This window comes from Streptomyces sp. NPDC033136, assembly GCF_055578235.1.
This window is the reverse complement of sequence record NZ_JBVIPD010000015.1, coordinates 58,437-84,497: the sequence shown is the minus strand read 5'-3', so window position 1 is coordinate 84,497 and position 26,061 is coordinate 58,437. Positions and strand designations below refer to the sequence as shown.

Sequence of the window (26,061 nt, the reverse complement as noted above, 5' to 3'; positions counted from 1 at the left end):
GGGCAGATCCAGAGTCACCGGTTCCGGTGTCAGCTCAGCGACTTCAGCGCCGCCGGGTCGTACGGCGCCAGCTCCTCGACGCGGCCGGCCAGCACCTTCTCGGCCCACTGCGGGTCCTGGAGGAGGGCCCGGCCGATGGCGACCATGTCGAACTCGTCGCGCTCGAAGCGGTCCAGGAGGTTGTCGAGGTCGCCCAGTTCGGCGCCCTGGCCCTGGAAGGCCTTGAGGAAGTCGCCGTTCAGGCCGACCGAGCCGACGGTGATGGCGGGCTTGCCGGTGAGCTTCTTGGTCCAGCCGGCCAGGTTGAGGTCGGAGTCGTCGAACTCGGGCACCCAGTAGCGGCGGGTGGAGGCGTGGAAGGCGTCGGCACCGGCCGCGGCGAGCGGGGTGAGGATGGCCTCCAGCTCCTCGGGGGTCTCGGCGAGGCGGGCCCGGTAGGCCTCCTGCTTCCACTGCGAGTAGCGGAAGATGACGGGGAAGCCGGGGGAGACGGCCTCGCGGACGGCGGCGACGATCTCCGCCGAGAACCTGGTGCGGGCGACCGGGTCGCCGCCGTAGGCGTCGGTGCGGCGGTTGGTGCCCTCCCACAGGAACTGGTCGAGCAGGTAGCCGTGGGCGCCGTGGATCTCCACGCCGTCGAAGCCGATGCGCTCGGCGGCGGCGGCTGCCTCGGCGAACGCGCCGATGACGGCGTCGATGTCGGCCTGGGTCATGGCCTTGCCCGTGGGCTCGGTGGCGCCGATGCGCAGGCCGGAGGGGCCGACGGCCGGGGCGTCGGCGACCGGCGGCTCGCCCTGGTTGCGGACCATGCCGATGTGCCACAGCTGCGGCACGATCGTGCCGCCCGCCGCGTGCACCGCCTCGGCGACCTTCGCCCAGCCGGCGAGCTGCTCCTCGCCGTGGAAGCGGGGCACACGGTCGCTCTGTCCGGCCGACTCGTGCCCGACGTAGGTGCCCTCGGTGACGATCAGGCCCACTCCGGCGGCGGCGCGGCGCGCGTAGTACGAGACGACGTCCTCGCCGGGGACGCCGCCCGGGGAGAACATGCGGGTCATCGGCGCCATCGCGATGCGGTTCGGGACGGTCAGGCCGCCCAGCGATACGGGCCGGGACAGGATTTCGGCGGCGCGGGAGGTGGAGGCGGCGACAGTCACGTGAGGGCCCACTTTCGGATACCGGAAGGTATGTGCATACGCATAAGACATACGGTTCAACCAGCCGGCCCCGCCCACGCATCCCGCCCGCGCTGTGATCCCGGACACGCCCGAGGGCGGCACCCCCTGTCGGAACAGGAAGTGCCGCCCTCGGCAAGGACGTTGATCGACCAGGTCGATCAGAAGTCCATGTCACCGCCCGGCATGCCGCCGCCGGCGGGCGCGGCGTTCTTCTCCGGCTTGTCGGCGATGACGGCCTCGGTGGTGAGGAACAGCGCGGCGATGGAGGCGGCGTTCTGCAGAGCGGAACGGGTCACCTTCGCCGGGTCGATGATGCCCTCGGCGATCATGTCGACGTACTCACCGGTCGCGGCGTTCAGGCCGTGGCCGACGGTGAGGTTGCGGACCTTCTCCACGACGACGCCGCCCTCGAGACCACCGTTGACGGCGATCTGCTTGAGCGGGGCCTCCAGGGCGAGCTTCACGGCGTTGGCGCCGGTCGCCTCGTCACCCTCGAGCTCCAGCTTCTCGAAGACCTGGGAGGCCTGCAGCAGGGCCACGCCACCACCGGCGACGATGCCCTCCTCGACGGCCGCCTTGGCGTTGCGCACGGCGTCCTCGATGCGGTGCTTGCGCTCCTTGAGCTCCACCTCGGTGGCGGCACCGGCCTTGATGACCGCGACACCGCCGGCGAGCTTCGCCAGGCGCTCCTGCAGCTTCTCGCGGTCGTAGTCCGAGTCGCTGTTCTCGATCTCGGCGCGGATCTGGTTGACCCGGCCCTGGACCTGGTCGGCGGAGCCGGCACCGTCGACGATGGTGGTCTCGTCCTTGGTGATGACGACCTTGCGGGCCTTGCCCAGCAGGTCGATCGTGGCGTTCTCCAGCTTGAGGCCGACCTCCTCGGAGATCACCTCGCCGCCGGTGAGGATGCCGATGTCCTGCAGCATCGCCTTGCGGCGGTCGCCGAAGCCCGGGGCCTTGACGGCGACGGACTTGAAGGTGCCGCGGATCTTGTTGACGACCAGGGTCGACAGGGCCTCGCCCTCGACGTCCTCGGCGATGATCAGCAGCGGCTTGCCCGACTGCATGACCTTCTCCAGGAGCGGGAGCAGGTCCTTGACGTTGGAGATCTTCGAGTTCGCGATCAGGATGTACGGGTCGTCGAGGACGGCCTCCATACGCTCCATGTCGGTGGCGAAGTACGCCGAGATGTAGCCCTTGTCGAAGCGCATACCCTCGGTGAGCTCGAGCTCCAGACCGAAGGTCTGGGACTCCTCGACGGTGATGACGCCTTCCTTGCCGACCTTGTCCATGGCCTCGGCGATGAGCTCGCCGATCTGGGTGTCGGCGGCGGAGATGGAGGCCGTGGAGGCGATCTGCTCCTTGGTCTCGACGTCCTTGGCCTGCTCCAGCAGGGCGGCGGAGACGGCCTCGACGGCCTTCTCGATACCGCGCTTGAGGGCCATCGGGTTGGCGCCGGCGGCTACGTTGCGCAGGCCCTCCTTGACCAGGGCCTGGGCGAGAACGGTCGCCGTGGTCGTACCGTCACCGGCGACGTCGTCCGTCTTCTTGGCGACTTCCTTGACCAGCTCGGCGCCGATCTTCTCGTACGGGTCCTCGAGCTCGATCTCCTTGGCGATGGAGACACCATCGTTGGTGATCGTGGGCGCGCCCCACTTCTTCTCGAGGACGACGTTGCGGCCCTTGGGGCCGAGCGTCACCTTCACGGCGTCCGCGAGCTGGTTCATGCCGCGCTCGAGGCCGCGCCGCGCCTCCTCGTCGAACGCGATGATCTTGGCCATGTGAAGTGGTCCCTCCAGGACTGGGGGTGATTACTTCGGACCGCGCCCGCGCCCGCGACGGACGGCCCCCGACCGGTGTGGTTCCTTGCCCCACCCGGCCCGTGGGCCTCACCGACCCGGTCCATACGTTGTCACTCTCACCTTCAGAGTGCTAACGCAATGATTAGCACTCGACCCCCGAGAGTGCAAGGCGCGCTCGCGTAGCGAGTGCTCGTCGAGGGGTGGTGGTCGGGTGACGTGCGGGCGCAAGCGCCGACCGGGGAGCGGGCGGGGCGCTCAGCCACGCGCGAACGCCGTCCGGCAGGGGCTTCGAGCAGGTGGGAACCGGCAAGAACAGGCAGGAAGCAGGCGGAAGGGCCCGCACCCCGGGGGGTACGGGCCCTTCTGAGAAGACCGGTCGCTTGAGCTTTGGTCGTGGTGCGCGTTCAGGCAGAGACGCGAACCATGTCGGCCTGCGGCCCCTTCTGGCCCTGCGAGATCTCGAACTCGACCCGCTGGCCCTCTTCCAGGGTGCGGTAGCCGTCCATCTGAATCGCGCTGTAGTGGACGAAAACATCCGCACCACCGTCGACCGCGATGAAGCCGTACCCCTTCTCCGCGTTGAACCACTTGACGGTGCCCTGAGCCATGCCTAACTCCCCTATTACTGGCCCTTGCACAGATCCACACTTCGCGGATCCGGGTCAGACCTCACCCCCCACGGTTGGGGGCGTGCGCCGGAACGCGTCGACCGCGGCTGAATGTATCTGTCCAACTGCCGTCTGCAACAGGTCAATCGGACGAGAATTCTGGACGCGCAGGGTCCGGAATGCAGGGAGGGTTCGCCCGAATCCAGGGCAATTCGGGCTACACAAAAAGAACAAAAGCCGCGAAAGACGCGCACACTTTGGCTACATCTTGTCGGGCTCGCGGCAGGAATTCACGGTTCCGATCAGGAGATCGGGATCGCGTTCCCCAACTGTACCCCGCTCAACCACACAGAATTGCCCCCTCCGCTTCTCTCACGGAGGGGGCAATTCGATGAACTCTCGGTGACCGGCATTACTCAAGGTAACAACCAAGCCGGTCGACCGGTTCAGCCACCGGCGACAGCCGGGATGATCGACACGCCGGCACCGTCCGGTGTGGCCGTCTCCAGCCCCTGCTCGAAGCGCACGTCGTCGTCGTTGACGTACACGTTGACGAACCGGCGCAGCTTGCCCTGGTCGTCCAGCACCCGGGCGGCGATCCCGGTGTGGTTCTTCTCCAGGTCGGCGATGACCTCGCCGAGGGTCGCGCCGTCGGCGGCGACCTCGGCCTGCCCGCCGGTGTAGGTGCGCAGGATGGTGGGGATGCGGACGGTCACGCTCATGCGAGGCCAGCCTCTCGGAAGGAGTCCAGGTTCGGGCGGATGGTTGCGGTGAGGCCGGTGCCGGCCACCGCGTCGAGGGTCTTGAGGCCGTCGCCGGTGTTGAGGACGACGGTGGTCTTGGCCGGGTCGAGCAGCCCGTTCTCGATCAGCTTCTTCGCCACGCCCACCGTCACACCACCGGCGGTCTCCGCGAAGATGCCCTCGGTCCGGGCGAGGATCTTGATCGCCTCGACGACCTGCGCGTCGTTCACGTCCTCCACCGCACCGCCCGTGCGGCGCGCGATGTCGAGCACGTAGGGACCGTCCGCCGGGTTGCCGATCGCCAGCGACTTGGCGATGGTGTCCGGCTTCTGGGGCCGTACGACGTCATGGCCGGCCTTGAACGCCGTGGACACCGGGGAGCAGCCCTCGGCCTGCGCGCCGAAGATCTTGTACGGCTTGTCCTCGACCAGCCCGAGCTTGATGAGCTCCTGCAGACCCTTGTCGATCTTCGTGAGCTGGGAGCCGGAGGCGATCGGCACCACGAGCTGGTCCGGCAGCCGCCAGCCGAGCTGCTCGCAGATCTCGTACGCGAGGGTCTTGGAACCCTCCGCGTAGTACGGCCGCAGGTTGACGTTGACGAAGCCCCAGCCCTCGCCGGCCGGGTCGCCGATCAGCTCGGAGCAGAAGCGGTTCACGTCGTCGTAGTTGCCCTCGATGCCGACGAGCTCGCCGCCGTAGACCGCGGCCATGACGACCTTGCCGTGCTCCAGGTCGTGCGGGATGAACACGCAGGAGCGGAAGCCGGCGCGGGCCGCGGCGGCGCCCACCGCGCCGGCGAGGTTGCCGGTGGAGGAGCAGGAGAGCGTGGTGAAGCCGAAGGCGCGGGCGGCCTCCAGGGCCTGGGCGACGACGCGGTCCTTGAAGGAGTGCGTCGGGTTGCCGGAGTCGTCCTTGACGAAGAGCTTGCCGGCGTCGACACCCAGCTCACGCGCGAGGTTGTCGGCCTTGACGAGCTGGGTCCAGCCCGGGTTGATGTTCGGCTTGTCCGCCACGTCGGCCGGGACCGGCAGCAGCGGGGCGTAGCGCCAGATGTTCGCGGGGCCCGCTTCGATCCGCTTGCGGAGCTCCTCGGCGTCGTAGGCCGAGAAGTCGTAGGCGATCTCCAGCGGGCCGAAACACTCCTCGCACGCGAAGACCGGGCCGAGGGGGACGCGGTGACCGCACTCGCGGCAGCTCAGGGCAGCGGCGGGGCCGAGGTCGACGGTGGGGTTCGTGGTGCTTGCAACAGTCTGCACAGCCATGTGAGGCGAGGCCCTTTCTCCTCATCTTCCTCACGACGCATCTCGCCGTGAGACGGATTTGGCACCTTCCCTAGTCGGGAGCCTCGCGAAGTGGTCGCCAGTGACCTACGAGAACCGACTGGAGGGTTGCCGGGGCTTCATCGGGCCGTTTCCCTCTGCCCCTCTGGATGAGCTGTATGTGGTTGTAGACGGCGGGCGACCTCGGACATGCGATGGTCATCCGCGTTGTTCAAGACTGTAACCGACGACCAGGACAGTTGAGATAGTCGTCCGAACCGCGAGACGCGTCACATTCCGTCCCGCCGAGAGAACGCTAAGGAGCCGCCACGGTGCTGGAAGAAGTCGAGCGCTGGCTGAGCACCCGTTCCTGGTCCGCGCACGAGCGCCCGCTCCACCGGATTCTGGCCGCCAAGCAGCGCACGGGCCGGACCGTCAGTGTGGTGCTGCCCGCGCTGAACGAGGAGGAGACCGTCGGCGACATCGCCGCGGTCATCCGCCACGACCTGATGCTGCAGGTCCCGCTCGTCGACGAGCTGGTCGTCGTGGACTCGGGATCGACCGACCGCACCTCGGAGGTGGCCGCCGCCGCGGGCGCGACGGTGGTGCACCGGGACGCGATACTCCCGCGCCTGCCCGCCCTGCCCGGCAAGGGCGAGGTGCTGTGGCGCTCGCTCCTCGTCACCCGCGGGGACATCGTCTGCTTCGTCGACGCGGACCTGAGGGACTTCTCGTCCGACTTCGTCTCCGGGATCGTGGGCCCGCTGCTCACCGAGCCGGACGTGGACCTGGTGAAGGGCATGTACGACCGCCCGCTCGGCACTGAGTTCGATTCGCTCGCCTCCGGCAGGACCGCCGGGCAGGGCGGCCGGGTCACCGAGCTGATGGCGCGCCCGCTGCTCAACATGCACTGGCCGCAGCTGGCCGGGTTCGTGCAGCCGCTCGGCGGGGAGTACGCGGCCCGCCGCTCGCTGCTGGAGCAGCTGCCGTTCCCCGTCGGGTACGGCGTCGAGCTGGGCATGCTGGTCGACGCGCTGCACCTGGTGGGCCTGGACGCCCTCGCCCAGGTGGACATCGGGGTGCGCAAGCATCGGCACCAGGACGGGCAGGCGCTGGGCCGGATGGCCGCCGCGATCTACCGCACGGCCCAGCTGCGGCTGGCCCGCGGGCACCTGATCCGGCCGTCCCTGACGCAGTTCGAGCGGGGCGGGGACGGCTTCGAACCGCGGACGTACTCGGTGGATACCGAGGAGCGTCCGCCCATGGCGGAGATCGCCGAGTACCAGGCGCGGAGGGCGGCCTGACCGGGGTGGTTTTCGGCCGGGTGGGCCAGGCCCGCACGTTTGAGCGTTTCCGGGCCGGGCTAGGTTGAGGCGTATGGCTTCAACGTACGGTGCTGCACAGGTGCTGGTGGCCTCCAACCGCGGCCCGGTCTCCTACACGGTGGGTGACGACGGTTCGCTGCACGCCAAGCGGGGCGGCGGCGGGCTGGTCTCGGGGCTGTCCGCGATCGGCTCGGACGCGGACGCGCTGTGGGTGTGCTCGGCGCTGTCCGACGGCGACCGCGAGGCGGTCCGGCGGGGCGTCGGCGAGGACGGCGTACGGATGCTGGACATCCCGGCCGACGTGCACGCGGACGCGTACAACGGCATCGCGAACTCGGTGCTGTGGTTCGTCCACCACATGCTCTACCAGACGCCGCTGGAGCCGGTCTTCGACGCGGAGTTCCGGCGCCGGTGGACGTCCTACGAGACGTACAACCGTGCGTTCGCCGAGGCGCTGGCCGAGGAGGCGGCACCGGGCGCGGCGGTCGTGGTGCAGGACTACCACCTGACGCTGGTGCCGGGCATGCTCCGCGAGCTGCGCCCGGACCTGCGCATCGGCCACTTCTCGCACACCCCGTGGGCGCCGCCGGAGTACTTCCGGATGCTGCCGGACGACGTGGCCGGGCAGGTGCTGCGCGGCATGCTGGGCGCGGACCGGCTGGGCTTCCTCACCCAGCGCTGGGCGGACGCGTTCACGGCGTGCGCCGAGCAGTTCGCGGGCGGGCTCGGGGGCACGCGGATCGGCGTGCACGGGCTGGGGGCCGACGCGGACTTCCTGCGGCGGCGGTCGCACGAGGCGGACGTCGAGGAGCGGATGGCCGCGCTGAGGGAGGAGATCGGCGAGGGCCGCCGGACGATCGTCCGGGTCGACCGAACGGAGCTGTCGAAGAACATCGTGCGCGGCCTGCTGGCCTACCGGCGGCTGCTGGAGTCCCACGCCGAGTGGCGCGAGCGCGTGGTGCACGTGGCGTTCGCCTACCCGTCGCGGCAGGACCTGGCGGTGTACCGGGAGTACACGGCTGAGGTGCGGCGGGTCTCGGAGGAGATCAACGCCGAGTACGGGACGCCGGGGTGGACCCCGGTCGTACTCAACCTCAAGGACGACTTCGCCCGCTCCCTGGCCGCGTACCGGCTGGCCGACGTGGCGCTCGTCAACCCGATCCGGGACGGCATGAACCTCGTCGCCAAGGAGGTCCCGGTCATCTCCGACGCGGGCTGCGCGCTGGTGCTGTCGCGGGAGGCCGGGGCGCACGAGGAGCTGGGCGAGGACGCGATCACGGTGAACCCCTACGACATCACCGGCACGGCTCAGGCCCTGCACGAGGCCCTGTCGATGGGCCCGGAGGAGCGGGCCGAGCGCGGCAAGCGCCTGGCAGCGGCGGCGACGGCACTGCCACCGGCGCAGTGGTTCGTGGACCAGCTCGACGCGCTGAGGGGCTGAGCGGCGGATGAGCAGCACGACGCCGCCGTCGCAGCCGCTGCCCCCTCCCGCCACGAAGGCGGGCCAGGAGGGCCTCGACGCCCTCCTCGCGCGGCCCGGCGACGCCCTGATCGGCATCGACTTCGACGGGACGCTCGCGCCGATCGTGGCCGACCCCGAGCAGGCCCGGGCCCATCCGGAGGCGCTGTCCGCGCTGGCCGCGCTGGCGCCGAAGGTGGCCGCCGTGGCCGTGATCACCGGCCGGCCCGCCGAGGTCGCGGTACGCAACGGCGGATTCGCGGACGCCCCCGGCCTGGAGCACCTCGTCGTGCTCGGTCACTACGGCGCCGAGCGGTGGGACGCCCGCAGCGGCGAGGTCAGCTCCCCCGCCCCGCACCCCGGCGTCGCAGCCGTCCGCGTCGAACTGCCCGGGCTGCTCGACGGGAGCGGGACCTGGGTGGAGGACAAGGGCCGGGCCGTGGCCGTGCACACCCGCCGGGCCGCCGATCCGCAGGCCGCCTTCGACGCCCTGCGCGAGCCGCTCACCGACCTGGCGGCCCGGCACGGCCTGATCGTCGAGCCCGGCCGCATGGTCCTGGAACTGCGCCCGCCCGGCATGGACAAGGGCGTCGCCCTGACCGGCTTCGCCCGGGAGATCGGCGCCGGTTCCGTCCTCTACGCCGGTGACGACCTGGGCGACCTGCCCGCCTACTCCGCCGTCGACGAACTCCGCACGCAGGGCACGCCGGGCCTGCTGGTGTGCAGCGGCAGCGACGAGGTGACCGAGCTGCGGGAACGGGCGGACCTGGTGGTGGACGGACCGGAGGGCGTCGTACGCCTGCTGCGCGAGCTGGCGGGCCGGCTCGGCTGAGACCTGGGCCCGGTCGTCAGGTGCCCGGTCGGCAGGTTCACACCTGCCCGACGGGCGGACGACGGGAAGGCTGACGGCAGGACCTAACGCTCCGCCCGGCGCCGCTCCCGTATCCGCCGCAGCCGGTTCACCGTCACGGGGTCGTGGGACAGGGCCCGGGGGTCGTCCAGCAGGGCGTTGAGCAGCTGGTAGTAGCGGACCGGGGCCAGGCCCAGCTCCTCGCGAACGGCCCGCTCCTTCGCGCCGGGGCCGAGGAAGCCGCGGCGTTCGAGCGCGAGGATGTCCCGCTCCCTGCGCCCCAGCCGCCCGTCACCCGTGTCCTCGTCCATGTCCGGCACCGTAACGCCTGCCACCGACAGCGGCACTACTCGGCGCTCTCCGCCCGGGTCGCCGCCGCCTGGAGGTGGCCCAGGATGCCCGAGGGGCTGGCGCCGGGGGCGACGGCCTTGCCGATCTGCTCCTTGATCCGGGAGCTGACCTCGGCCCAGGACGTCTTGCCGACCGGATACTGCTCGGAGGCCAACAGCTCCTCCAGGAACGGCCTGAGGTGCTTGTCCTGGCCGGAGGCGGCCATGGTCGTGGACGCGGAGGTCGTGACCGGGAGCAGGTCGTACTCGCGGGAGAAGGCCAGCACGTTCTTCTCGCTGTAGACGAAGTCGAGGAAGTCCCCGATCTGGTCGCGGTGGCCGTTCTTGCGGAAGGCCGTCATCCAGTCGGCGACGCCGAGCGTGGACTTGCTCGGCCCCTCCTTGCCCGGGGTGGGCACCATGCCGTACTCGACGCCCTTCTTCGCCGCGATCTTCATCAGCGAGGGGTGGCCGTTGAGCATGCCGACCTCGCCCCTGGCGAAGGCGGCGAACGCCGTGGCCCGGTTCAGGTTGCCCGGCGCGACCGGCCCGGTCAGGTCCTTGCCGACCAGGTCGTTCTTCAGCCAGGAGAAGGTGTCGATGTTCTCCGGGGAGTCGATGCCGTAGCCGCCGACGGTGTCGGTGTAGCCGCCCCCGCCGCTGAGCATCCACTGCATGGTCTCGGCCTGCGCCTCCTCCGGCCCGAGGGGCAGCGCGTACGGGTACTTCACGCCCTCGGACTTGAGCCGCTCGGCGTCCTCGGCCAGGTCGTCCCAGGTCTCGGGCGGGGTGGTGATGCCGGCCTTGGCGAAGAGGGACTTGTTGTAGAAGAGCACGCGCGTGGAGGAGGCGAACGGCAGGCCGTACTGCACGCCCTTCACCTGCCCCGCGGAGGCCAGCTGGCCGGCGAAGTCGGCCTGCACGGGTATGGAGAGCAGGTCGTCGGCCTTGTAGAGCTGTTCCTGCGCCGCGTAGTCGGCGTACGCGCCGATCTGCGCCATGTCCGGCGGGTGACCGGCGGCGACCATTTCCCTGACCTCGCGGTCGACGTCGTTCCAGGAGTACACGCTGACGTCGATCTCGACGTCCGGGTGGTCGGCCTCGTACTCCTCGACGAGCTTGTCCCAGTACTTCTGGGAGCTGTTGGCGGCACTGTCACCGTAGTCGGCGGCGACCAGTTTCAGCGTCACGCCGGCCGAGCCGCCCGTGACGCCGCAGCCGCCGAGGACCGCCGTCATGCCCAGTGCGGACACCGCCGCGATCGTTCCTGCCATTCGTCGCCGCTGCACCGCTGCTCTTCCCCAACCCTGGCGTGACCGCCGCCGAAACCTTTTCGATATCCGAAATAAGGTCTACACCACGTGAGTGGACTAGACCTCTTGCGGGTCCGCGGGTCACACTGTCCTCCGTGAGACATGTCATCGCCCTCGACGTGGGCGGCACCGGAATGAAGGCCGCCCTGGCAGGACCGGAGGGCGAGGTCCTGCACCGGGCCCGCCGGGCCACCGGCCGCGAGCGGGGACCGGACGCCGTCGTCGCGGGCATCGTCGACTTCGCCGCCGAGCTGCGCGCGTACGGCGCCGAGCACCTCGGCACGCCCGCGTCGGCCGCCGGCGTGGCCGTGCCCGGCATCGTCGACGAGGCGCGCGGCATCGCCGCCTACGCGGCGAACCTCGGCTGGCGCGACGTCCCCCTGCGCGACCTGCTGGCGCGGCGGCTGGGCGTCCCGGTCGCCCTCGGCCACGACGTGCGCACCGGCGGCCTCGCCGAGGGCCGGGTCGGGGCGGGCCGGGGCGCGGACCGCTTCCTGTTCGTGGCGCTCGGCACCGGCATCGCGGGCGCCATCGGCACCGACGGCCGGGTCGAGACGGGCGCGCACGGCTTCGCGGGAGAGATCGGCCACATCGTCGTACGCCCCGGCGGAGCCGAGTGCCCCTGCGGCCAGCGCGGCTGCCTGGAGCGCTACGCCTCGGCGGCGGCCGTGACCGAGGCCTGGGCGACGGCCTCCGCAGACCCGGGCGCGGACGCGGCGGACTGCGCGAAGGCGGTGGACTCCGGTGACCGAAGGGCCCGGACGGTCTGGCAGGACGCCGTGGACGCACTCGCCGACGGCCTGGTCACCGCCCTGACCCTGCTGGACCCCCGCACCCTGATCATCGGCGGCGGCCTCGCGGAGGCGGGGGAGACTCTCCTCACACCCCTGCGGGAAGCGATCGGCCGCCGCGTCACCTTCCAGAAGCAGCCGTCGATCGTCCCCGCGGCGCTGGGGGACGGTGCCGGTTGCCTGGGGGCGGGCCTGCTGGCCTGGGATCTTCTGTCATCGACCGACCGTTCGGAGGTAACCACCTGATGGCAACGCCCCCAGGGGCGCGGGGAACCGCGCGACCAGCCCCCACGCACCCGCACCCGGCGACGGCCGGAGCGCCCACGGTCCTCACCGGCGGGACGGTGGTCCTCCCGAGCGGAACCGTCGCAAACGGCCGGCTGACCATCGACGGCACCCGCATCGCCGCCACAGCCCCGGAGAACGCCCAGGTCATCGACGTAACCGGCCACTACGTCATCCCCGGCTTCGTCGACCTCCACAACCACGGCGGCGGCGGAGCCTCCTTCACCTCCGGCTCGGCCGACGCCGTCCTCAAGGGCGTCCACACCCACCGCCTGCACGGCACGACCACCCTGGTCGCCTCCACCGTCACCGGCGGCATGGACTCCCTCACCCGACGCGCCGGGCTGCTCAGCGAACTCGCCGAGCAAGGCGACATCGCCGGCATCCACTTCGAGGGCCCGTTCATCGCCCCCTGCCGCAAGGGCGCCCACTCCGAGGCCCTCCTGCGCGACCCGCACCCCGCGGACGTCCGCAAGCTGATCGACGCGGCCCGGGGCCGGGCGAAGATGCTCACCCTGGCCACAGAACTGCCCGGCGGCCTGGACTCCGTACGCCTCCTGGCCGAACACGGTGTGATCGCCGCGATCGGCCACACCGACGCGACCTACGAGCAGACGGTCGAGGCCATCGAAGCGGGCGCCACGGTCGCCACCCACCTCTTCAACGCGATGCCGCCGCTCGGCCACCGCTCCCCCGGCCCGATCACCGCGCTCCTGGAGGACGACCGGATCACGGTCGAGCTGATCAACGACGGCACGCACCTGCACCCGGCGGCGCTCCAGCTGGCCTTCCACCACGCGGGCGCCCACCGGGTCGCCTTCATCACGGACGCGATGGACGCGGCCGGTTTTGGCGACGGCCGCTACTGGCTGGGCCCGCTGGAGGTGGAGGTCGCGGACGGCGTGGCCCGCCTGGTGACGGACGGCACCATCGCCGGCTCGACCCTCACCCTCGATCGCGCCTTCAAACGGGCGGTCACGGTCGACGGCCTGTCCGTCGAGGACGCGGTGACGGCCTTCTCCGCCAACCCGGCCCGCCTCCTCGGCATGGCCGACACGATCGGCTCACTGGAGCCCGGGAAATCCGCCGACCTGGTGCTCCTCGACGCGGACTACGACCTCAAGGGCGTGATGCGCCGGGGCGAATGGGTGGTCGGTCCCCAACTGGGCTGATCCGTCCCCCAGTCGAGAGACGGTGGCCGACTCCAGGACTGGGCCGACCGCCGTCTCTTTGGCATGATCAGACTTCCGGAACATTCACGGCAGCAAGCGCATTCTCGGGGGAGGTCGGCCCAGGTGATCCTCACGGTCACACTGAACACCGCTCTCGACATCACCTACCGCGTACGGTCCCTGCGACCGCACGCCTCCCACCGCGTCTCCGAGGTGACGGAACGCCCCGGCGGCAAGGGCGTCAACGTGGCCCGGGTCCTCGCGGCCCTCGGGCACGAGGTGACGGTGACCGGATTCACGGGCGGGGCGACGGGCCGGGTCGTGCAGGAGCGGCTCGCGGCGGGGCAAGGCGTCGTGGACGCGCTCATCCCGATCTCTGGGGCGACCCGCCGCACCATAGCCGTGGTCGAGGCCCGGACCGGCGACACCACTCAGCTGAACGAACCGGGCCCCACGGTCACGCCCGCCGAGTGGTCGGCCTTCCAGGAGGCCTACGAGGACCTGCTCCGCTCCGCTTCCGCCGTGGCCCTGTGCGGCAGCCTGCCGCCGGGCGTGCCGGCGGGCGCGTACGCAGGTCTGGTCCGCACGGCGCGCTCCTTCGGGATACCGGTCCTCCTGGACACCAGCGGCGAACCCCTGCGCCGGGGCGTCGCGGCCCGCCCGGACATCATCAAGCCGAACGCCGACGAACTGGCGGAACTGACCGGCTCCCACGAGCCGCTGCGCGCCACCCAGGACGCCCGCCGACGGGGCGCGGGCGCGGTGGTCACGTCCCTGGGGCCCGAGGGCCTGCTCGCCGTCACCCGGGAAGGCCGCTGGCGAGCCGCCTCACCGACCTCCACGCGAGGCAACCCGACGGGCGCGGGCGACTCGGTGGTCGCGGGCCTGCTGGCGGGCCTGGTCGAACACCTCCCCTGGCCGGACCGCCTGGCCCGGGCAACGGCCTTGTCGGCGGCGACGGCGCAGGCGCCGGTGGCCGGGGAGTTCGATCGGGGGGTGTACGAGGAACTGCTGGGGAGGGTGACGGTTCTGGGGGAGGTCAGCGCGGCCTAGATTCGGGCCGGCTCAGTCCTTCACCTGGCCCGCCTTCAGCCACAGCTGGTCCAGCAGGACGTTGCACTTGTCGCCGTCGCCGCAGGAGACCGTGATCGTGTTGGTGCCCTTGTTCAGGGTCGGCCAGGCGTACGTCTTCGTCCAGCCCTTGGCGAAGTCGCCGCCCTTGGTACGCGTGAAGTTGCCCATGTTCAACTTGGAGCCGAACGGCTTGCCGTTGACGGTGAGCGTCATCTCCTGGTCCTCGTCCACCGTGCTGTAGCGGGCGAAGACGGTGTAGACACCGTCCTTGGGGATGCCGTCGACGGTCCAGGTGACCGAGGAGCCGGGCTGGTTGAGGTTGCCCACGTAGATGCCACCGTCGGACTGGGCGCCCTGGACGTCCTCGGAGAGGGCCGCGCCACCGCCGAGGCGCAGCGCCTTGGCATCGATGGTCGGGAGGTCGACCTTGCTCTCGCCGTCGGTCTTGCTGGCCGACGGGCTCGGCTCCGACTCCTGGGACTGGGCCGGGGCGGTACCGGCCGCCTGGTTGCCCGTGTCGTCCTTGTCCTTGTCGCCGCCCAGCATGGCCACGCCGATGCCGATGACGACCGCGGCGACCACCGCGATCGCGCCGATCAGGAGGCCCTTGGTGTTGGGGCCTCGGCCACCCCGACCGCCAACGCCGCCGGACCGCATCTGCTGCTGGGCCGTGGTGGCACCGCCGGGAAGCGTCTCCGGGGCCGCGTAGTGCGCGTTCGGCTGGCCGTAGCCACCCTGCTGCTGCGGGACCTGCTGCCCGTAGGGCGCCGTCTGCGTGTTCTGCGGCTGCTGGCCGTACGGACGCGTGCCGACCGCCCGCACCCGGTTGACCGAGTTCGGATAGCCGTAGCCCCCGGACGGCGGCTGGGCTCCGTTGGCCTGCCCGTCGGCGTAGAGATAGCCGAACGGGTCGTCGTCCTCGGGCGTGCTCGCGCCGTTGTTGCCGGGCGTCATCCCTTGGTCTCCTCAGTCAGGTGCGGTGCATGCGGTGTCGTGAGAGAGCGAGCCTACCCGCTTCCGGTGACCCAAACGGGTGACTCAGACCGCATCAACTCGCTGACCTCGGGTTCACCCCGCGCGTCTGTGTTGTTTGGGACGAGATCGTTTCTCGACGTACATCCGCTCGTCAGCGGATTTCAACACTTCGTCCGCCGTCATTCCACAGTGTGCCCATCCGATACCGAAGCTGGCGCCCACCCGGACGGCCCGCCCCTCGGCGCGGATGGGCTGGATGATCTCGCTCCGCAGCCGGACCGCGAGGTCCTGCGCGTCGGCGCGGCCGAGCCCGTCGGCGAGGATGACGAATTCGTCACCCCCGAGCCGGGCGACCGTGTCGCCGTCGCGGACGCCGTTGCTCAGCCGCCGGGCGACCTCGATGAGCACCGTGTCGCCCGCGTTGTGCCCGAACCGGTCGTTGATCGACTTGAAGCCGTCGAGGTCGCAGAAGAGGACGGCGAGACCCTTCGTGCCGTCGTCGTGGTCGCCGTCCGGGGCGATGGTGTGCACGTGGTGGTCGTAGGCGTCGTACGGCTCGGCGCCCTGCCGGAAGTCGAAGCCGGGCCCGACCACGTCGAAGGCGGGGTGGCCGTAGGCCGCGTCGTGGGACTCGGCGACGGCGGCGGGCGGGGGCGTGGCCCGCTGGCAGAGCCGCGCCGACAGCCGGGAGCGCAGCTCGGCGGAGTTCGGCAGGCCGGTGAGGGAGTCGTGGGAGGCGCGGTGGGCGAGCTGCAGCTCGCGGCGCTTGCGCTCCTCGATGTCCTCGACGTGGGTGAGGAGGAAGCGGGGCCCGTCGGCGGCGTCCGCGACGACGCTGTTGCGCAGGCTGACCCAGACGTACGTGCCGTCCCGGCGGCCGAGGCGGAGCTCGGCGCGTCCGCCCTCGGCGGAGGTGCGCAGGAGCGTGCCTATGTCCTCGGGGTGGACCAGGTCGGAGAACGAGTAGCGGCGCATCGCGGAGGCGGGACGGCCCAGCAGCCGGCACAGGGCGTCGTTCGTGCGCAGGATCCGGCCGTGCTGGTCGCCGCCCATCTCGGCGATGGCCATGCCGGAGGGGGCGTACTCGAAGGCCTGCCTGAAGCTTTCCTCGCTCGCCCGCAGGGCCTGCTGCTCGCGCTCCAGCCGGACGAGGGCGCGCTGCATGTTGGCGCGCAGCCGGGCGTTGCTGATGGCGATGGCGGCCTGGAAGGCGTACATCTGGAGCGCCTCGCGGCCCCAGGCGCCGGGCCGGCGGCCGTTGCGCGGCCGGTCCACGGACAGCACGCCGACCAGTTCGCCGCAGGTCCCGCTGCCCTGCGGGCCGGGGGCGTACATGGGCGCGAAGAGGCGGTCGGCCGGGTGCCACTCGTCCTCGAAGCGGGGGGCGGGGCCGTCGGTGTACCACTGCGGGACATCGTCGTCGTCGAGGACCCAGCCCTCGGTGTGCGGTATGAACACCAGGTCGCCCCAGTGCTCACCCATGCCGAGGCGGCGCTCCCAGGAGTCGCGCGAGCCGACGCGGCCGGTGATGAGGGCCTCGGCGGCGGAGTTCCCGGCGAAGGCGGCGACGACGAGGTCGCCGTCGGGCCGTACGAGGTTCACGCACGCCAGCTCGTACCCGAGGGCGGCGACGACGCCCTCGGCGACGGTCTGCAGTGTGTCCGCCAGGCTGCGGGCCGTGTTCATGTCGGCCATGACCTGGTGCAGTTGCCGCAGGGACGCAAGACGGACGTAGGGCTCCGACTCGGTCTCCATGCTCGCCCTCCCCCCGAGTACCTCGCAGCGAATCAAGGGTTCTCATCGGCGTATCGTCCTGGCAGCTTCCCCGCCACTGAATCACAGCGCGCTGCTCACTCGGTACACAGGGTCAACAATTACTGCCCCTTGTGACTCAAGTCACAGGCAAACATGAACAATTGAGTGGAGTTTCTGCGTTCTTCACGTGCGTCTGGCGAACGCAAGCTTTGTCGCGTTGCGCACATCTTTTTCCGGGTGTCCGTCGGGAGTCCTAAGACCCTGATCGGGCGGGAGCCCGATGCGGGGCGCGCGGGACGGGGATTAGCGTTCCGGGTGTGCCGAACACTCCTCCTGCCCCGCCCCCGATCACCGCGTCGCCCGCCGCCGGGCATCCTGAGTGGGTGAGCAACGACGAGTTCCGCGCCGCCATGTCCCGGCTGGCCTCGGGCGTGGTCCTGGTGACCGCGCAGGAGGAGCCGCTCGACCCGGACGACCCCATGGCGCCGGGCGGCGAGGACGCGGGCATGACGGCCACGGCCTTCATGTCGGTGTCGCTGGACCCGCCCCTGGTGCTGGTGAGCCTGCGCGAGGGCTCCCGCATGGACGAGTTGCTCGAGGAGCAGGAGCTGTGGGCGGTCTCGGTCCTGTCCGAGAGCCAGCGGCACATCGCGGGCCGCTTCGCGATGAAGGGCCGGGTCAGCGACCGCCTGCTGTTCGCGGACATCCCGTACACCCGCGGCGAGTACACCGGGGCGCCCCTGGTCGGCGGCGCCCTGGCCGTCCTGGAGTGCCGTACCGAGCAGCGCGTGCCGTCCGGCGACCACACCCTGGTCATCGGCCGCGTCCTGACGGCCCGGGTGCCGAGCGCGGAGGGGGGCCCGCTGGCATACTTCCGGGGCCGGTACCGGCAGTTGGGCTGAGGAAAGCGCTGGCCCGGGCGGGGACCGCCTGCCTAGGGTGCGCGCATGACCCCGACCGGCCCGCGCATCGAAGAAATCACCCCCGCGAACCTCGACGCCGCCCTCGGCATCCGCGTCCACCCCGGCCAGGAGCACGTGGTGGCGCCGGTCGTGAAGTCGCTCGCCGAGGCGTACGTCCATCCCGGCGTCGCCTGGCCCCGCCTGATCGTCGACGGGGACCGCCCGGTCGGCTTCCTCATGGCCTGCCTCGGCATCGACTGGTACGGGGACGGCAGCGACATCCGTTCGGGCCTGTGGCGGCTGAACATCGCGGCCGGTGAGCAGGGCATGGGGTACGGCCGGTTCGCTGTCGAGTCCGTCGCCGCCGAACTGCGCCGGCGCGGCACCCGGAAGTTCTACGTCACCTGGCACCCGGGGCCGGACGGCCCTGAGGCCTTCTACCTGAGGCTCGGCTTCCGCCCGGACGGGGAGAACAGCGGGGGCCAGACGGTAGGGGTGCTTGAGCTGACCTGACTGTGACCTGACGCCGGTCTGGCTCTGCCCTGGCTCTGCCCTGGCTCTGACCTAGCTCCAGTTCTGGGCGTTGCGTCCGCGCTTGGTCTCGGAGCGCTGCTTCTTCTCGCGCAGCCGCCGCTCGTTGATGCCGCGGGGGATGCGGGTCGGCTTGCGGGGCCTGGGCGGGGGTGCGGTGGCCTCGGCCAGGAGCGCGGCGAGGCGTACGGCGGCGGCCTCGCGGTTGCGCCACTGGGAGCGGTGCTCGGAGGACCGTACGGTGACGACCCCGTCGACCAGGCGCCCGGCCAGCCGCTCCAGGGCCCGCCGCTTCCACACCTCGGGCAGCGCCTCGGTCCTCGCCAGGTCGAAGCCGAGCTCGACCTTCGAGTCACTGGTGTTGACGTGCTGCCCGCCCGGCCCCGACGACCGCGAGAAACGCCACATGAGCTCGGCCTCGGGCAGGGAGACGGAGCCTCGGATGACATGGGGACCGGACATGCCGTCCATGTTCCCGCTCCGGTCCGGCCCACGTCACCCGAATATCGGGGGTAAAGAAAGTAAAGGGACCTGGAACCTCGCGTACGTCCCTCGACGTTCAGAGGGGTAGCTGTAGCTTTTGCCGTACGTACACGAGGGAAGGGACTCCCAACAATGGCTGTAAGCCTGTCCAAGGGTGGCAACGTCTCGCTCACCAAGGAGGCTCCGGGCCTGACCGCCGTCACCGTGGGCCTCGGCTGGGACGTCCGCACCACCACCGGCACGGACTTCGACCTCGACGCGTCCGCGATCGCGGTCAACACGCAGGGCAGGGTCTACTCGGACGCCCACTTCGTCTTCTTCAACAACAAGCAGACCCCGGACAACACGATCGTCCACACCGGTGACAACCGCACGGGTGAGGGCGCCGGCGACGACGAGGCGATCAACGTCGACCTCGCCGCCCTCCCGGCCGACATCGACAAGATCGTCTTCCCGGTCTCGATCTACGACGCCGAGAACCGCTCGCAGAACTTCGGCCAGGTGCGCAACGCCTACATCCGCATCGTCAACCAGGCCGGCGGCGCCGAGATCGCCCGCTACGACCTGTCGGAGGACGCGGCCACCGAGACGGCCATGGTCTTCGGCGAGCTGTACCGCAACGGCGCCGAGTGGAAGTTCCGCGCGGTCGGCCAGGGCTACGCCTCGGGCCTGGTCGGCATCGCCCAGGACTTCGGTGTGAGCGTCTGACGGACGCCCTCACCTGTGGCAGGAGCCCCCGGACCGGTCGACCGGCCCGGGGGCTTCCCCGTGTGCGGATGGAACGCCGGTGCGCGGTGCCGCGCAAGGAACTCACCGCCCCCTGAAGCGCCCTCAGGCCCGCTCCGGTTTCCCCTCCCCGTACAGCCAGTCCTCCCAGATCCCGTCGAAGTCCTCCCCGGGCGCCTGCTCCTCGACGTACGCCGTGAAGTCGGCCGTGTCGGCGTTCCCGTGCCGATAACGCTCCGCCCACCCCCGCAGAACGCGCCGGAACGTGTCGTCCCCGACGGTCTGACGGACCTTCTGCAGCACCATCGCGCCCCGCCAGTACACGGGCGGGTCGGAGATCCGCGCGGCGGTCGGCGGCCGAGCCGGGGGGAACGCCCAGACGGCCTCGCCGGCCTCCGCCGTGTCGAAGTAGTCGCCGGAGTACAGCGCGTCGAAGGTCTCCTGCGCGCTCCGCCCGCCGTGGTCCTCCTCCCACAGCCACTCCGCGTACGTCGCGAAGCCCTCGTTGAGCCACATGTCCCGCCAGCTCTCCGGCGAGACGGAGTCGCCGTACCACTGGTGGGCGAGTTCGTGGACGAGGAGGGTGATGTCGGGGGCGCCGGGGAAGACGGGGCGGTTCTGGGTCTCCAGGGCGTAGCCGGTGTCGGCCGCGTGGTCGACGATCGCGCCGGTGGATGAGAAGGGGTACGGCCCGAACCTCCGCTCCGCCCAGCGCAGCACCTCGGGAATCCGCCCGAGCACCGGCCGGCTCGCCTCCGCCTCCGCCGGATCGACGGCTGTGTACACGGGCAGTCCGCCCCCCGCCTTGGAACGGCTGATGTCGAAGCGGCCGATCGCGAGTACGGCGAGGTAGCTCGCCATCGGCTCGGCGGTGCGCCACACGAACGTCGTACGGCCTCGCGCGGTCCTCTCGCTGCGCAACTCCCCGTTGGAGACTGCCCGCAGCCCCTGCGGCACGGTCACCGTCAGGTCGTAGGCCGCCTTGTCGGAGGGGTGGTGGTTGCCGGGGAACCACGCCATCGACCCCGTCGGTTCGCCGAGCGCGAGCGCCCCGTCCGTGGTGCGCAGCCAGCCCTCCTGTGAGCCGTCCGGGTCGGTCACGGTCTGGGGCGCCCCGGAGTAGCCGACGGTCACCCGGAACGTCTCGTCCCGGTCGATGTCCTCGCCGGGCCGGACGGTGAGCTCCTGCCCGGCGCGGTTCCAGCGGGCGGTCGCACCGCCGACGGTGACGTTCGAGACCTCCATGCCGAGCAGGTCGAGGTTGAAGGCGGAGAGGTCCTGGGTGGCCCGTGCGGTGAGGGTGGCCGTGCCGGTGAGATGGTGGGCGTCCGGGTCGTAGGCGAGGCGCAGGCCGTAGTGGGCGACGTCGTAACCGCCGTTGCCCGCCTTCGGGAAGTACGGGTCGCGCACGCCGGAACCGCCCGGGGTGCCGTGCACTCCGCCGCCGCATCCGGCGAGGGCGAGAGCGGAGGCGAGCAGGGCGGGAACAAGTCGTACAGATCGGGCCACGGTGGCGATCCTACGGTCGCGTGACACCATCACCTGCGTGCTCGACATCGGCTACGCCCTCTCCAACCGCTTCCCCGACCCGCCCCAGACCGACTACCGCCGCGCGGACGTCCGCGCCCTGCGGCACGACCTGTTCTGCGGCGACGTCTACCTGGCGGACACCAAGACCGACCACGAGGTGTCCACGGCCTGGGGATGGGTGCCGGTGCTCGACTTCGCGTGGGCGCTGTGCGACATCGTGGAGCGCGTCGACCGGGACCCGGCGGGCTCCCGGGCCTCCCGGCCGCAGCGGGCGGAGCTGGACTTCACCGAGTCGACCGACCGGATGCTCTTCGAGCGCCGCTTCGGATGGGTGGACATCGAGGCCGACTGGATGCGTGCGGAGGAGCCCCCGCTCACCGTCTCCCACAGCGAACTGCGCCGCGAGGCCCGGGACTTCCTGCACGACCTGATCGCCGACCTCACCGATCTGCACGACGACCTCGCCGAGAACCCGGCGATCTGGACCCTGCAGGCCCGCTTTCCCCGGGTCCGCTGACGCGGTGGCCGAGCGCACTGCCGCCTGCCGAGTCACGAGGTGGACCCGCGCCCGGTCTACGCTCATCGCCCCGCACCAGTCCCACGCCTGCCCCCAAGCGGCGGGAACGGGAGCCGGCACGGGAGAGGTGAAGGCGTGGTCAGTCCTCCACCCTGATGCCCCACTGCGCCGCCAGCACCGGCGCCAGATCCAGCAGTTGCGCCGTGCTGATCACCGCTCCCGACAGCCGGTCCAGCCCGCGGCTGATCTCCAGCGACGCGGCCCCGCGCAGGTCGACGTCCGTGAGGGTCGCCGCATGGAGGTCGGCCCCCTTCACCGCGCAGTCGACGAACTCCACCCGCTCCAGGCGGGCCCCGCCGAAGTCCGGCTCGACCAGGACACAGCCCTCGAAGACGACGTCTCTGAGGCGGGCCGTACGCAGGTTCGGATAATCGATCTTGCCGCCGCGGATCAGCACCCGCTCCAGCACCGCCCCGTGCAACTGCGGTCCGCCGAGGCGGGCGTCGGTCAGCTCCACGTCCCGCAGGGTCGCCTCGGCGAGATCCGTGCCGACGCCCCGGACTCCGGTGAGAGCCGAGTCCAGCACGCGGGCGTGCCGCAGCCGCGTCCCGTCCAGCGCGCACCCCGTGAGCGCACAGTCCATGAAGCGCGCACCCGACCCGTCCTGCCCGCCGAGGCCGGTCTCCCGGAACTCCAGCCCGTCGTAGTCCCCGTCCGGCTCCAGCTCACCGCCCTCGTACGGCTCCAGCACGGGCAGCCGCACCTCCGGTCGCCGCGCGCCCTTCACACCCGTACCAGCCGCCGCTCTCCTCGCCATCCCCTCATGCTGCACCCGACCACTGACAACCGCCCTGACCTGGGCTTCCCGGACCGGCGCGAGCGAGTCACCTGGCGGCGCGAGTCCGTGGCAGGCACCCGTACGGACACGGTCGTTCCGCCCGGCACCAGCCCCGGCGTGCTCTCGGAGGTCTCCTTCGCACCCCGACGGCGGTGTCCCTGGCGCTCGGGCGGCGGGAGCTTGACCTCAAGCAAGCTTGAGGTCGAAGACTGGGGCGCAGACCACGACGACGCGAGGAGCCTCCTGTGCACGCCATCCGTCTGCACTCCTTCGGCCCGGCCGAGAATCTCACCTACGAGCAGGCCGAGGATCCTCGCCCGGGCCCCGGACAGGTCCGTATCGCCGTACGCGCGGCAGGTGTGCACCTGCTGGACACCGCCCTGCGCGAGGGCATACGGGGAGGACCGGCGAACGAGCGGACGCCCCTGCCGACCATCCCCGGCCGCGAGATCGCCGGAGTCGTCGAGTCCCTGGGCGAGGGCGTGGCCGGACGGTGGCTCGGCAAGCGGGTCGTCGCCCACCTCGGCTTCGTCCCGGGCGGCTACGCCGAACTGGCCGTCACCGAGGCCGAGCGCGTGCACGAGATCCCCGGAAACCTGGACTTCGCCGCGGCAGTCGCCATGATCGGCACGGGCCGGACGGCCATGGGGATCCTCCAGTTCGCCGACCTCGGCCCCGGCTCGATGGTGATCGTCCCGGCAGCGGCCGGAGGCATCGGCACGCTCCTCGTGCAGTACGCCAAGAACGCCGGGGCCACCGTCGTCGGACTCGCGGGCGGTCCGGAAAAGGCCGCCTGCGTCCAGGCGGGCGGCGCCGATCTCGCCGTCGACTACAAGGACCCCGCCTGGCCCGCGAAGGTCCGTGCCCATCTCGGCGGCCGGACCGCGACCGTCGTCTTCGACGGCGTCGGCGGCGACGTGGCCCGCGAGGCCGTCGCCCTCCTCGGCCCCGGCGGCAAGCACATCGTCTTCGGCTGGTCCGGCGAGGGCATACAGAACGGCGGGCCCTACCTCGTCGACGGGATCTCCGAGGAGGTCCTCGGCCCGGTGATGCTGGGGAAGGCCGGCGGCCCCGACCCGATCCGCACCCTCGAAATGCGCGCCCTCACCGAGGCCGCCGCCGGGCGGCTCGTCCCGGCCGTGCAGCGCTTCCCGCTCGCCGAGGCCGCGGCCGCGCACCGCGCACTGGAGACCCGCGGCACGACCGGAAAGGTAGTCCTGGAGCCGTGACCACGTGGGCGGACCGGAAAAAACCGCCGCCACCGCGGGCCCCTCCTCACCCGCCCCCCGGCCCGGCCCGGACAGGCCCGGTCAGACCAGGCAGGCCCGCCGGGTGACCACCCCCGCCGCCCGGAACTCCACCGCCCGGACTCCGCCGCCGGGAAGTCCCCCGCCCGGAATTCACATGCCCCGCCCCGCACCCGCCCACTACCGTGCCCAGGGTGATCGACATCCCCCGGGAACTGGCGGCCTCACAGGAGAGGTTCAACGGCGAGGCGGGCCGCGCCTTCATCACCGCACTGCCGGACCTGACGGCCCGCTTCCTCGGCCACTGGGAACTGAAACCCGACGGACCACCCATGCACGGCGTGGCCGCCCTGGTCCTCCCGGTCCTGCGCCGCGACGGAACGCCCGCGGTCCTCAAGCTCCAGAGCGTCGACGAGGAGAGCGAGGGCGAACCGGCCGCGCTGCGCGCCTGGAACGGCGACGGAGCCGTCCGTCTCCTCGACCACGACGAGACCACCGGCACCATGCTGCTGGAGCGTCTCGACGAGACCCGGATGCTCTCCCACGTCCCGGACCCCCACCAGGCCGTCGTCACCCTCGCCGAACTCCTCGCCCACCTCACCTCCTTCCCCGCCCCGCCCGGCATGCGCCGCCTCGGCGACATCGCCCGGGCCATGCTCGACCGGACCCCCCGGGCCCTCGACCGCGTCCCCGACCCGGAGGCCCGCCGTCTCGTCGCCGACTGCGCGGCTGCGCTGCGCGAGGTCGCCGACGAGCCGGGCGACCACCTCCTCCACTGGGGCCTCCACGACGAGAACGTCCTCGCCTCCGACCGCGCCCCCTGGCTCGCGATCGACCCCAAGCCCCTCGCGGGCGACCCCGGCTTCGAGCTGTGGCCGGCCCTCGCCAACCGCTACGACCCCGGCGACATCCTCTGGCGCTTCGACGCCATGACGGACATCCTCGCCCTGGACCGCCCCCGCGCCCGGGCCTGGACCCTCGGCCGCCTCCTGCAGAACTCCCTGTGGGACATCGAGGACGGCCGCCCGCTGGACGACGCCCAGCTGGAGATCGCCCGCCGTCTGCGCGCCCACGGGAGCTGACCGGCGCCGTCGTTCCTGCCCGGCCTGGATCTCTCCCGCCGCTTCTACACCGAGGCCGTACGCCCCCTCCTGGACGAGGCCCTGCCCGGCCTCCCCCACTCCGCCGCCCGCCTGGGCAACGGCTCCGAGGCCCTCGGCTACGACACCCCGCGCTCGGCCGACCACGAGTGGGGCCCACGCCTCCAGCTCTTCCCGGGGATCCACCACCGACGTCGCCCGGCAACGTCTCTCAGCCGGCGACTGGGCCACCTACGCCGCCGACGTCGCCAGCCGGAAGCGCCCGTCAGTCATGCCTCATGCACTTGACTACCCAAGACCGCCGTTGCTCTGGAGAAGCTGGGCGTTGATCCATCCGCCCTCCGCCGAGCAGAGGAACGTGACCAGATTCGCGCAGTCCTGCGGCACACCGAGGCGCCCCAGAGGCGTGAAGCGGATCATGTCCGCCTTTTGTTCCTCGGTCATCCACCCAGTGTCGGTCGGCCCGGGATTGATCGCGTTACAGGTCACCCCCAGATGGGCGAGCTCGCGGGCGGCGGCCAGCGTGATCCGGTCCATCGCCCCCTTGCTCGCCCCGTAGGGCAGGTTGCCAGCGGTGTGATCACTGGTCAGGCTGACGATCCGCCCGCTTCCGTGCTGCCCGCGGAATCGCAGTCCGTACTCACGGATCAGCAGCCACGTTGCCCGTGCATTCACCGCAAAGTGCAGGTCGAAGCTCTCCACGGTGGTGTCCAACAGGCCGGAGTCGACCGATTCGCAATGGCAGAGCACCAGCGCGGTGACATTTCCCAGTTCGCTCTCGACGCTGTCGAAGAGCTGAGTCGGCACAGTCGGGTCGCTCAGGTCCGCCTCGACCGCGAGCGTTCTCGCCCCGAGGGACGCCACCTGCTGCTGCAACTCTCCGGGCGCCCCGAGCTCTACGCCCCACTGCATCCGTGCGTCATAAGGGGTCCAGTAGGTGAAGGCCACGTCCCACCCGGCCCGGGCCAGATCAAGTACCACGGACGCCGCGATCCCGGCCGAACGTCCCGCCCCCGTCACCAAAGCAAGCGGGCATCCCGCCTCTGCCACGTCCTGCTGACTCCCCACGCGCGTCCCGCCACTCATGATCCCCATCCTGGCGTGCCGCCCCTCACACAGCACCCGACTTTCTCGGGCATGCTCCACGCTCCCCACCTGAACGCGCACGGGCCGGGTCACCACCACGCGGCACCGAGGGTGCAGATCGGCCAGGTTTTCAGACAGTTCCCCTACCTGACGTCACCATGAAGCGTTCTGCCCCACGCCAGGCAA

25 protein-coding genes, 2 pseudogenes and 1 riboswitch are annotated in these 26,061 nt (G+C 71.3%); of the genes and pseudogenes, 14 read left to right on the top strand and 13 right to left on the bottom strand.

The window, feature by feature from the left end:
- Window positions 1-29: 29 nt before the first annotated feature.
- The 5 genes from ACZ5TL_RS25745 to thrC all read right to left on the bottom strand — a co-directional run bounded on the left by ACZ5TL_RS25745 (window position 30) and on the right by thrC (window position 5,590).
- Window positions 30-1,205: an NADH:flavin oxidoreductase gene (locus ACZ5TL_RS25745; RefSeq protein ID WP_468592666.1), complete on the bottom strand. Its 1,176-nt coding sequence runs from the start codon at window positions 1,203-1,205 to the stop codon at window positions 30-32.
- Between the two features lie 128 nt (window positions 1,206-1,333).
- Window positions 1,334-2,956: a chaperonin GroEL gene (gene groL, locus ACZ5TL_RS25740; protein WP_468592664.1), complete on the bottom strand. Its 1,623-nt coding sequence runs from the start codon at window positions 2,954-2,956 to the stop codon at window positions 1,334-1,336.
- 425 nt (window positions 2,957-3,381) lie between these two features.
- Window positions 3,382-3,585 carry a cold-shock protein gene (locus ACZ5TL_RS25735; protein WP_010035953.1) on the bottom strand — a complete coding sequence of 68 codons (204 nt, stop codon included), beginning with the start codon at window positions 3,583-3,585 and terminating at the stop codon, window positions 3,382-3,384.
- 446 nt (window positions 3,586-4,031) lie between these two features.
- Complete coding sequence (locus ACZ5TL_RS25730) at window positions 4,032-4,307, bottom strand: ubiquitin-like small modifier protein 1 (RefSeq protein WP_037670105.1); 276 nt, start codon at window positions 4,305-4,307, stop codon at window positions 4,032-4,034.
- A complete protein-coding gene (gene thrC / locus ACZ5TL_RS25725) occupies window positions 4,304-5,590 on the bottom strand; it encodes a threonine synthase (RefSeq protein ID WP_468592663.1) in 1,287 nt (428 codons plus the stop codon). The genes ACZ5TL_RS25730 and thrC overlap by 4 nt, the downstream gene beginning before the upstream one ends.
- A gap of 18 nt (window positions 5,591-5,608) precedes the next feature.
- Window positions 5,609-5,764: riboswitch (SAM riboswitch) on the bottom strand.
- 155 nt (window positions 5,765-5,919) lie between these two features.
- Between thrC and ACZ5TL_RS25720 the strand changes: the two genes are divergently transcribed.
- From ACZ5TL_RS25720 to otsB, 3 genes are all read left to right on the top strand, one after another.
- On the top strand, window positions 5,920-6,891 hold the full coding sequence (locus tag ACZ5TL_RS25720) for a glucosyl-3-phosphoglycerate synthase (RefSeq protein ID WP_468592661.1): 972 nt from the start codon (window positions 5,920-5,922) through the stop codon (window positions 6,889-6,891).
- Window positions 6,892-6,964: 73 nt separating this feature from the next.
- Window positions 6,965-8,353 carry an alpha,alpha-trehalose-phosphate synthase (UDP-forming) gene (locus ACZ5TL_RS25715; RefSeq protein ID WP_468592659.1) on the top strand — a complete coding sequence of 463 codons (1,389 nt, stop codon included), beginning with the start codon at window positions 6,965-6,967 and terminating at the stop codon, window positions 8,351-8,353.
- Between the two features lie 7 nt (window positions 8,354-8,360).
- A complete protein-coding gene (otsB, locus tag ACZ5TL_RS25710; protein WP_468592658.1) occupies window positions 8,361-9,203 on the top strand; it encodes a trehalose-phosphatase in 843 nt (280 codons plus the stop codon).
- A gap of 83 nt (window positions 9,204-9,286) precedes the next feature.
- On the opposite strand, the gene ACZ5TL_RS25705 is transcribed toward otsB, so the two are convergent.
- Complete coding sequence (locus tag ACZ5TL_RS25705) at window positions 9,287-9,532, bottom strand: DUF3263 domain-containing protein (protein ID WP_468592656.1); 246 nt, start codon at window positions 9,530-9,532, stop codon at window positions 9,287-9,289.
- Window positions 9,533-9,567: 35 nt separating this feature from the next.
- A complete protein-coding gene (locus ACZ5TL_RS25700; RefSeq protein WP_468592655.1) occupies window positions 9,568-10,824 on the bottom strand; it encodes an extracellular solute-binding protein in 1,257 nt (418 codons plus the stop codon).
- 134 nt (window positions 10,825-10,958) lie between these two features.
- Between ACZ5TL_RS25700 and ACZ5TL_RS25695 the strand changes: the two genes are divergently transcribed.
- From ACZ5TL_RS25695 to ACZ5TL_RS25685, 3 genes are all read left to right on the top strand, one after another.
- The gene (locus ACZ5TL_RS25695) at window positions 10,959-11,900 is read left to right on the top strand and encodes an ROK family protein (RefSeq protein ID WP_468592654.1); all 942 of its coding nucleotides are present in this window, start codon (window positions 10,959-10,961) and stop codon (window positions 11,898-11,900) included.
- Window positions 11,900-13,111, top strand: a complete 1,212-nt coding sequence (gene nagA, locus ACZ5TL_RS25690) for an N-acetylglucosamine-6-phosphate deacetylase (RefSeq protein WP_468592653.1) — start codon at window positions 11,900-11,902, stop codon at window positions 13,109-13,111. The genes ACZ5TL_RS25695 and nagA overlap by 1 nt, the downstream gene beginning before the upstream one ends.
- A gap of 123 nt (window positions 13,112-13,234) precedes the next feature.
- On the top strand, window positions 13,235-14,164 hold the full coding sequence (locus tag ACZ5TL_RS25685) for a 1-phosphofructokinase family hexose kinase (RefSeq protein ID WP_468592651.1): 930 nt from the start codon (window positions 13,235-13,237) through the stop codon (window positions 14,162-14,164).
- 12 nt (window positions 14,165-14,176) lie between these two features.
- Here the strand turns inward: ACZ5TL_RS25685 and ACZ5TL_RS25680 are convergent, their stop codons facing one another.
- Window positions 14,177-15,139 carry a carbohydrate-binding protein gene (locus ACZ5TL_RS25680; protein ID WP_468592650.1) on the bottom strand — a complete coding sequence of 321 codons (963 nt, stop codon included), beginning with the start codon at window positions 15,137-15,139 and terminating at the stop codon, window positions 14,177-14,179.
- A 114-nt stretch (window positions 15,140-15,253) separates the two neighbouring features.
- Window positions 15,254-16,915, bottom strand: a complete 1,662-nt coding sequence (cdgB, locus tag ACZ5TL_RS25675) for a diguanylate cyclase CdgB (RefSeq protein ID WP_468592649.1) — start codon at window positions 16,913-16,915, stop codon at window positions 15,254-15,256.
- A 317-nt stretch (window positions 16,916-17,232) separates the two neighbouring features.
- On the opposite strand from cdgB, the gene ACZ5TL_RS25670 reads away from it, so the two are divergent.
- Both ACZ5TL_RS25670 and ACZ5TL_RS25665 read left to right on the top strand, forming a co-directional pair.
- Window positions 17,233-17,817: a flavin reductase family protein gene (locus ACZ5TL_RS25670; protein ID WP_468592648.1), complete on the top strand. Its 585-nt coding sequence runs from the start codon at window positions 17,233-17,235 to the stop codon at window positions 17,815-17,817.
- A 45-nt stretch (window positions 17,818-17,862) separates the two neighbouring features.
- A complete protein-coding gene (locus ACZ5TL_RS25665; RefSeq protein ID WP_468592647.1) occupies window positions 17,863-18,330 on the top strand; it encodes a GNAT family N-acetyltransferase in 468 nt (155 codons plus the stop codon).
- Between the two features lie 51 nt (window positions 18,331-18,381).
- Here the strand turns inward: ACZ5TL_RS25665 and arfB are convergent, their stop codons facing one another.
- Window positions 18,382-18,819, bottom strand: coding sequence for an alternative ribosome rescue aminoacyl-tRNA hydrolase ArfB (arfB, locus tag ACZ5TL_RS25660; protein ID WP_468592646.1), 438 nt, complete (start codon window positions 18,817-18,819; stop codon window positions 18,382-18,384).
- A gap of 144 nt (window positions 18,820-18,963) precedes the next feature.
- On the opposite strand from arfB, the gene ACZ5TL_RS25655 reads away from it, so the two are divergent.
- Window positions 18,964-19,539 carry a TerD family protein gene (locus ACZ5TL_RS25655; protein ID WP_468592645.1) on the top strand — a complete coding sequence of 192 codons (576 nt, stop codon included), beginning with the start codon at window positions 18,964-18,966 and terminating at the stop codon, window positions 19,537-19,539.
- Between the two features lie 123 nt (window positions 19,540-19,662).
- On the opposite strand, the gene ACZ5TL_RS25650 is transcribed toward ACZ5TL_RS25655, so the two are convergent.
- Window positions 19,663-21,114, bottom strand: coding sequence for a M1 family metallopeptidase (locus ACZ5TL_RS25650; RefSeq protein WP_468592644.1), 1,452 nt, complete (start codon window positions 21,112-21,114; stop codon window positions 19,663-19,665).
- Here ACZ5TL_RS25650 and ACZ5TL_RS25645 point away from each other — a divergent pair.
- The gene (locus ACZ5TL_RS25645) at window positions 21,104-21,604 is read left to right on the top strand and encodes a hypothetical protein (RefSeq protein WP_468592642.1); all 501 of its coding nucleotides are present in this window, start codon (window positions 21,104-21,106) and stop codon (window positions 21,602-21,604) included. The two genes, ACZ5TL_RS25650 and ACZ5TL_RS25645, sit on opposite strands and share 11 nt — an antisense overlap.
- Before the next feature lie 139 nt (window positions 21,605-21,743).
- Here ACZ5TL_RS25645 and ACZ5TL_RS25640 read toward each other — a convergent pair whose 3' ends face one another.
- The gene (locus ACZ5TL_RS25640; RefSeq protein WP_468592641.1) at window positions 21,744-22,421 is read right to left on the bottom strand and encodes a pentapeptide repeat-containing protein; all 678 of its coding nucleotides are present in this window, start codon (window positions 22,419-22,421) and stop codon (window positions 21,744-21,746) included.
- Between the two features lie 36 nt (window positions 22,422-22,457).
- On the opposite strand from ACZ5TL_RS25640, the pseudogene ACZ5TL_RS25635 reads away from it, so the two are divergent.
- The 4 genes and pseudogenes from ACZ5TL_RS25635 to ACZ5TL_RS25620 all read left to right on the top strand — a co-directional run.
- Window positions 22,458-22,642 (top strand): annotated as a pseudogene (locus ACZ5TL_RS25635) (FAD-dependent oxidoreductase); the annotation flags it as partial.
- A gap of 45 nt (window positions 22,643-22,687) precedes the next feature.
- Window positions 22,688-23,671, top strand: a complete 984-nt coding sequence (locus ACZ5TL_RS25630; protein ID WP_468592640.1) for a zinc-binding dehydrogenase — start codon at window positions 22,688-22,690, stop codon at window positions 23,669-23,671.
- Window positions 23,672-23,874: 203 nt separating this feature from the next.
- Window positions 23,875-24,771 (top strand): aminoglycoside phosphotransferase family protein, encoded by an 897-nt coding sequence (locus ACZ5TL_RS25625; RefSeq protein ID WP_468592639.1) that lies wholly within the window; start codon window positions 23,875-23,877, stop codon window positions 24,769-24,771.
- A 15-nt stretch (window positions 24,772-24,786) separates the two neighbouring features.
- Window positions 24,787-24,963 (top strand): annotated as a pseudogene (locus ACZ5TL_RS25620) (DUF4037 domain-containing protein); the annotation flags it as partial.
- Window positions 24,964-25,077: 114 nt separating this feature from the next.
- On the opposite strand, the gene ACZ5TL_RS25615 reads toward ACZ5TL_RS25620, so the two are convergent.
- On the bottom strand, window positions 25,078-25,875 hold the full coding sequence (locus ACZ5TL_RS25615) for an SDR family oxidoreductase (protein WP_468592638.1): 798 nt from the start codon (window positions 25,873-25,875) through the stop codon (window positions 25,078-25,080).
- Between the last annotated feature and the right edge of the window lie 186 nt (window positions 25,876-26,061).

What these genes read in the sequence shown, in the direction of transcription:
- ACZ5TL_RS25745 (WP_468592666.1), bottom strand. Translation starts at nt 1,205, where the DNA reads ATGTCTTATGCGTATGCACATACCTTCCGGTATCCGAAAGTGGGCCCT.
- groL (WP_468592664.1), bottom strand. Translation starts at nt 2,956, where the DNA reads ATGGCCAAGATCATCGCGTTCGACGAGGAGGCGCGGCGCGGCCTCGAG.
- ACZ5TL_RS25735 (WP_010035953.1), bottom strand. Translation starts at nt 3,585, where the DNA reads ATGGCTCAGGGCACCGTCAAGTGGTTCAACGCGGAGAAGGGGTACGGC.
- ACZ5TL_RS25730 (WP_037670105.1), bottom strand. Translation starts at nt 4,307, where the DNA reads ATGAGCGTGACCGTCCGCATCCCCACCATCCTGCGCACCTACACCGGC.
- thrC (WP_468592663.1), bottom strand. Translation starts at nt 5,590, where the DNA reads ATGGCTGTGCAGACTGTTGCAAGCACCACGAACCCCACCGTCGACCTC.
- ACZ5TL_RS25715 (WP_468592659.1), top strand. Translation starts at nt 6,965, where the DNA reads ATGGCTTCAACGTACGGTGCTGCACAGGTGCTGGTGGCCTCCAACCGC.
- otsB (WP_468592658.1), top strand. Translation starts at nt 8,361, where the DNA reads ATGAGCAGCACGACGCCGCCGTCGCAGCCGCTGCCCCCTCCCGCCACG.
- ACZ5TL_RS25705 (WP_468592656.1), bottom strand. Translation starts at nt 9,532, where the DNA reads ATGGACGAGGACACGGGTGACGGGCGGCTGGGGCGCAGGGAGCGGGAC.
- ACZ5TL_RS25700 (WP_468592655.1), bottom strand. Translation starts at nt 10,824, where the DNA reads ATGGCAGGAACGATCGCGGCGGTGTCCGCACTGGGCATGACGGCGGTC.
- nagA (WP_468592653.1), top strand. Translation starts at nt 11,900, where the DNA reads ATGGCAACGCCCCCAGGGGCGCGGGGAACCGCGCGACCAGCCCCCACG.
- ACZ5TL_RS25680 (WP_468592650.1), bottom strand. Translation starts at nt 15,139, where the DNA reads ATGACGCCCGGCAACAACGGCGCGAGCACGCCCGAGGACGACGACCCG.
- cdgB (WP_468592649.1), bottom strand. Translation starts at nt 16,915, where the DNA reads ATGGAGACCGAGTCGGAGCCCTACGTCCGTCTTGCGTCCCTGCGGCAA.
- ACZ5TL_RS25665 (WP_468592647.1), top strand. Translation starts at nt 17,863, where the DNA reads ATGACCCCGACCGGCCCGCGCATCGAAGAAATCACCCCCGCGAACCTC.
- arfB (WP_468592646.1), bottom strand. Translation starts at nt 18,819, where the DNA reads ATGGACGGCATGTCCGGTCCCCATGTCATCCGAGGCTCCGTCTCCCTG.
- ACZ5TL_RS25655 (WP_468592645.1), top strand. Translation starts at nt 18,964, where the DNA reads ATGGCTGTAAGCCTGTCCAAGGGTGGCAACGTCTCGCTCACCAAGGAG.
- ACZ5TL_RS25650 (WP_468592644.1), bottom strand. Translation starts at nt 21,114, where the DNA reads ATGTCGAGCACGCAGGTGATGGTGTCACGCGACCGTAGGATCGCCACC.
- ACZ5TL_RS25640 (WP_468592641.1), bottom strand. Translation starts at nt 22,421, where the DNA reads ATGGCGAGGAGAGCGGCGGCTGGTACGGGTGTGAAGGGCGCGCGGCGA.
- ACZ5TL_RS25615 (WP_468592638.1), bottom strand. Translation starts at nt 25,875, where the DNA reads ATGAGTGGCGGGACGCGCGTGGGGAGTCAGCAGGACGTGGCAGAGGCG.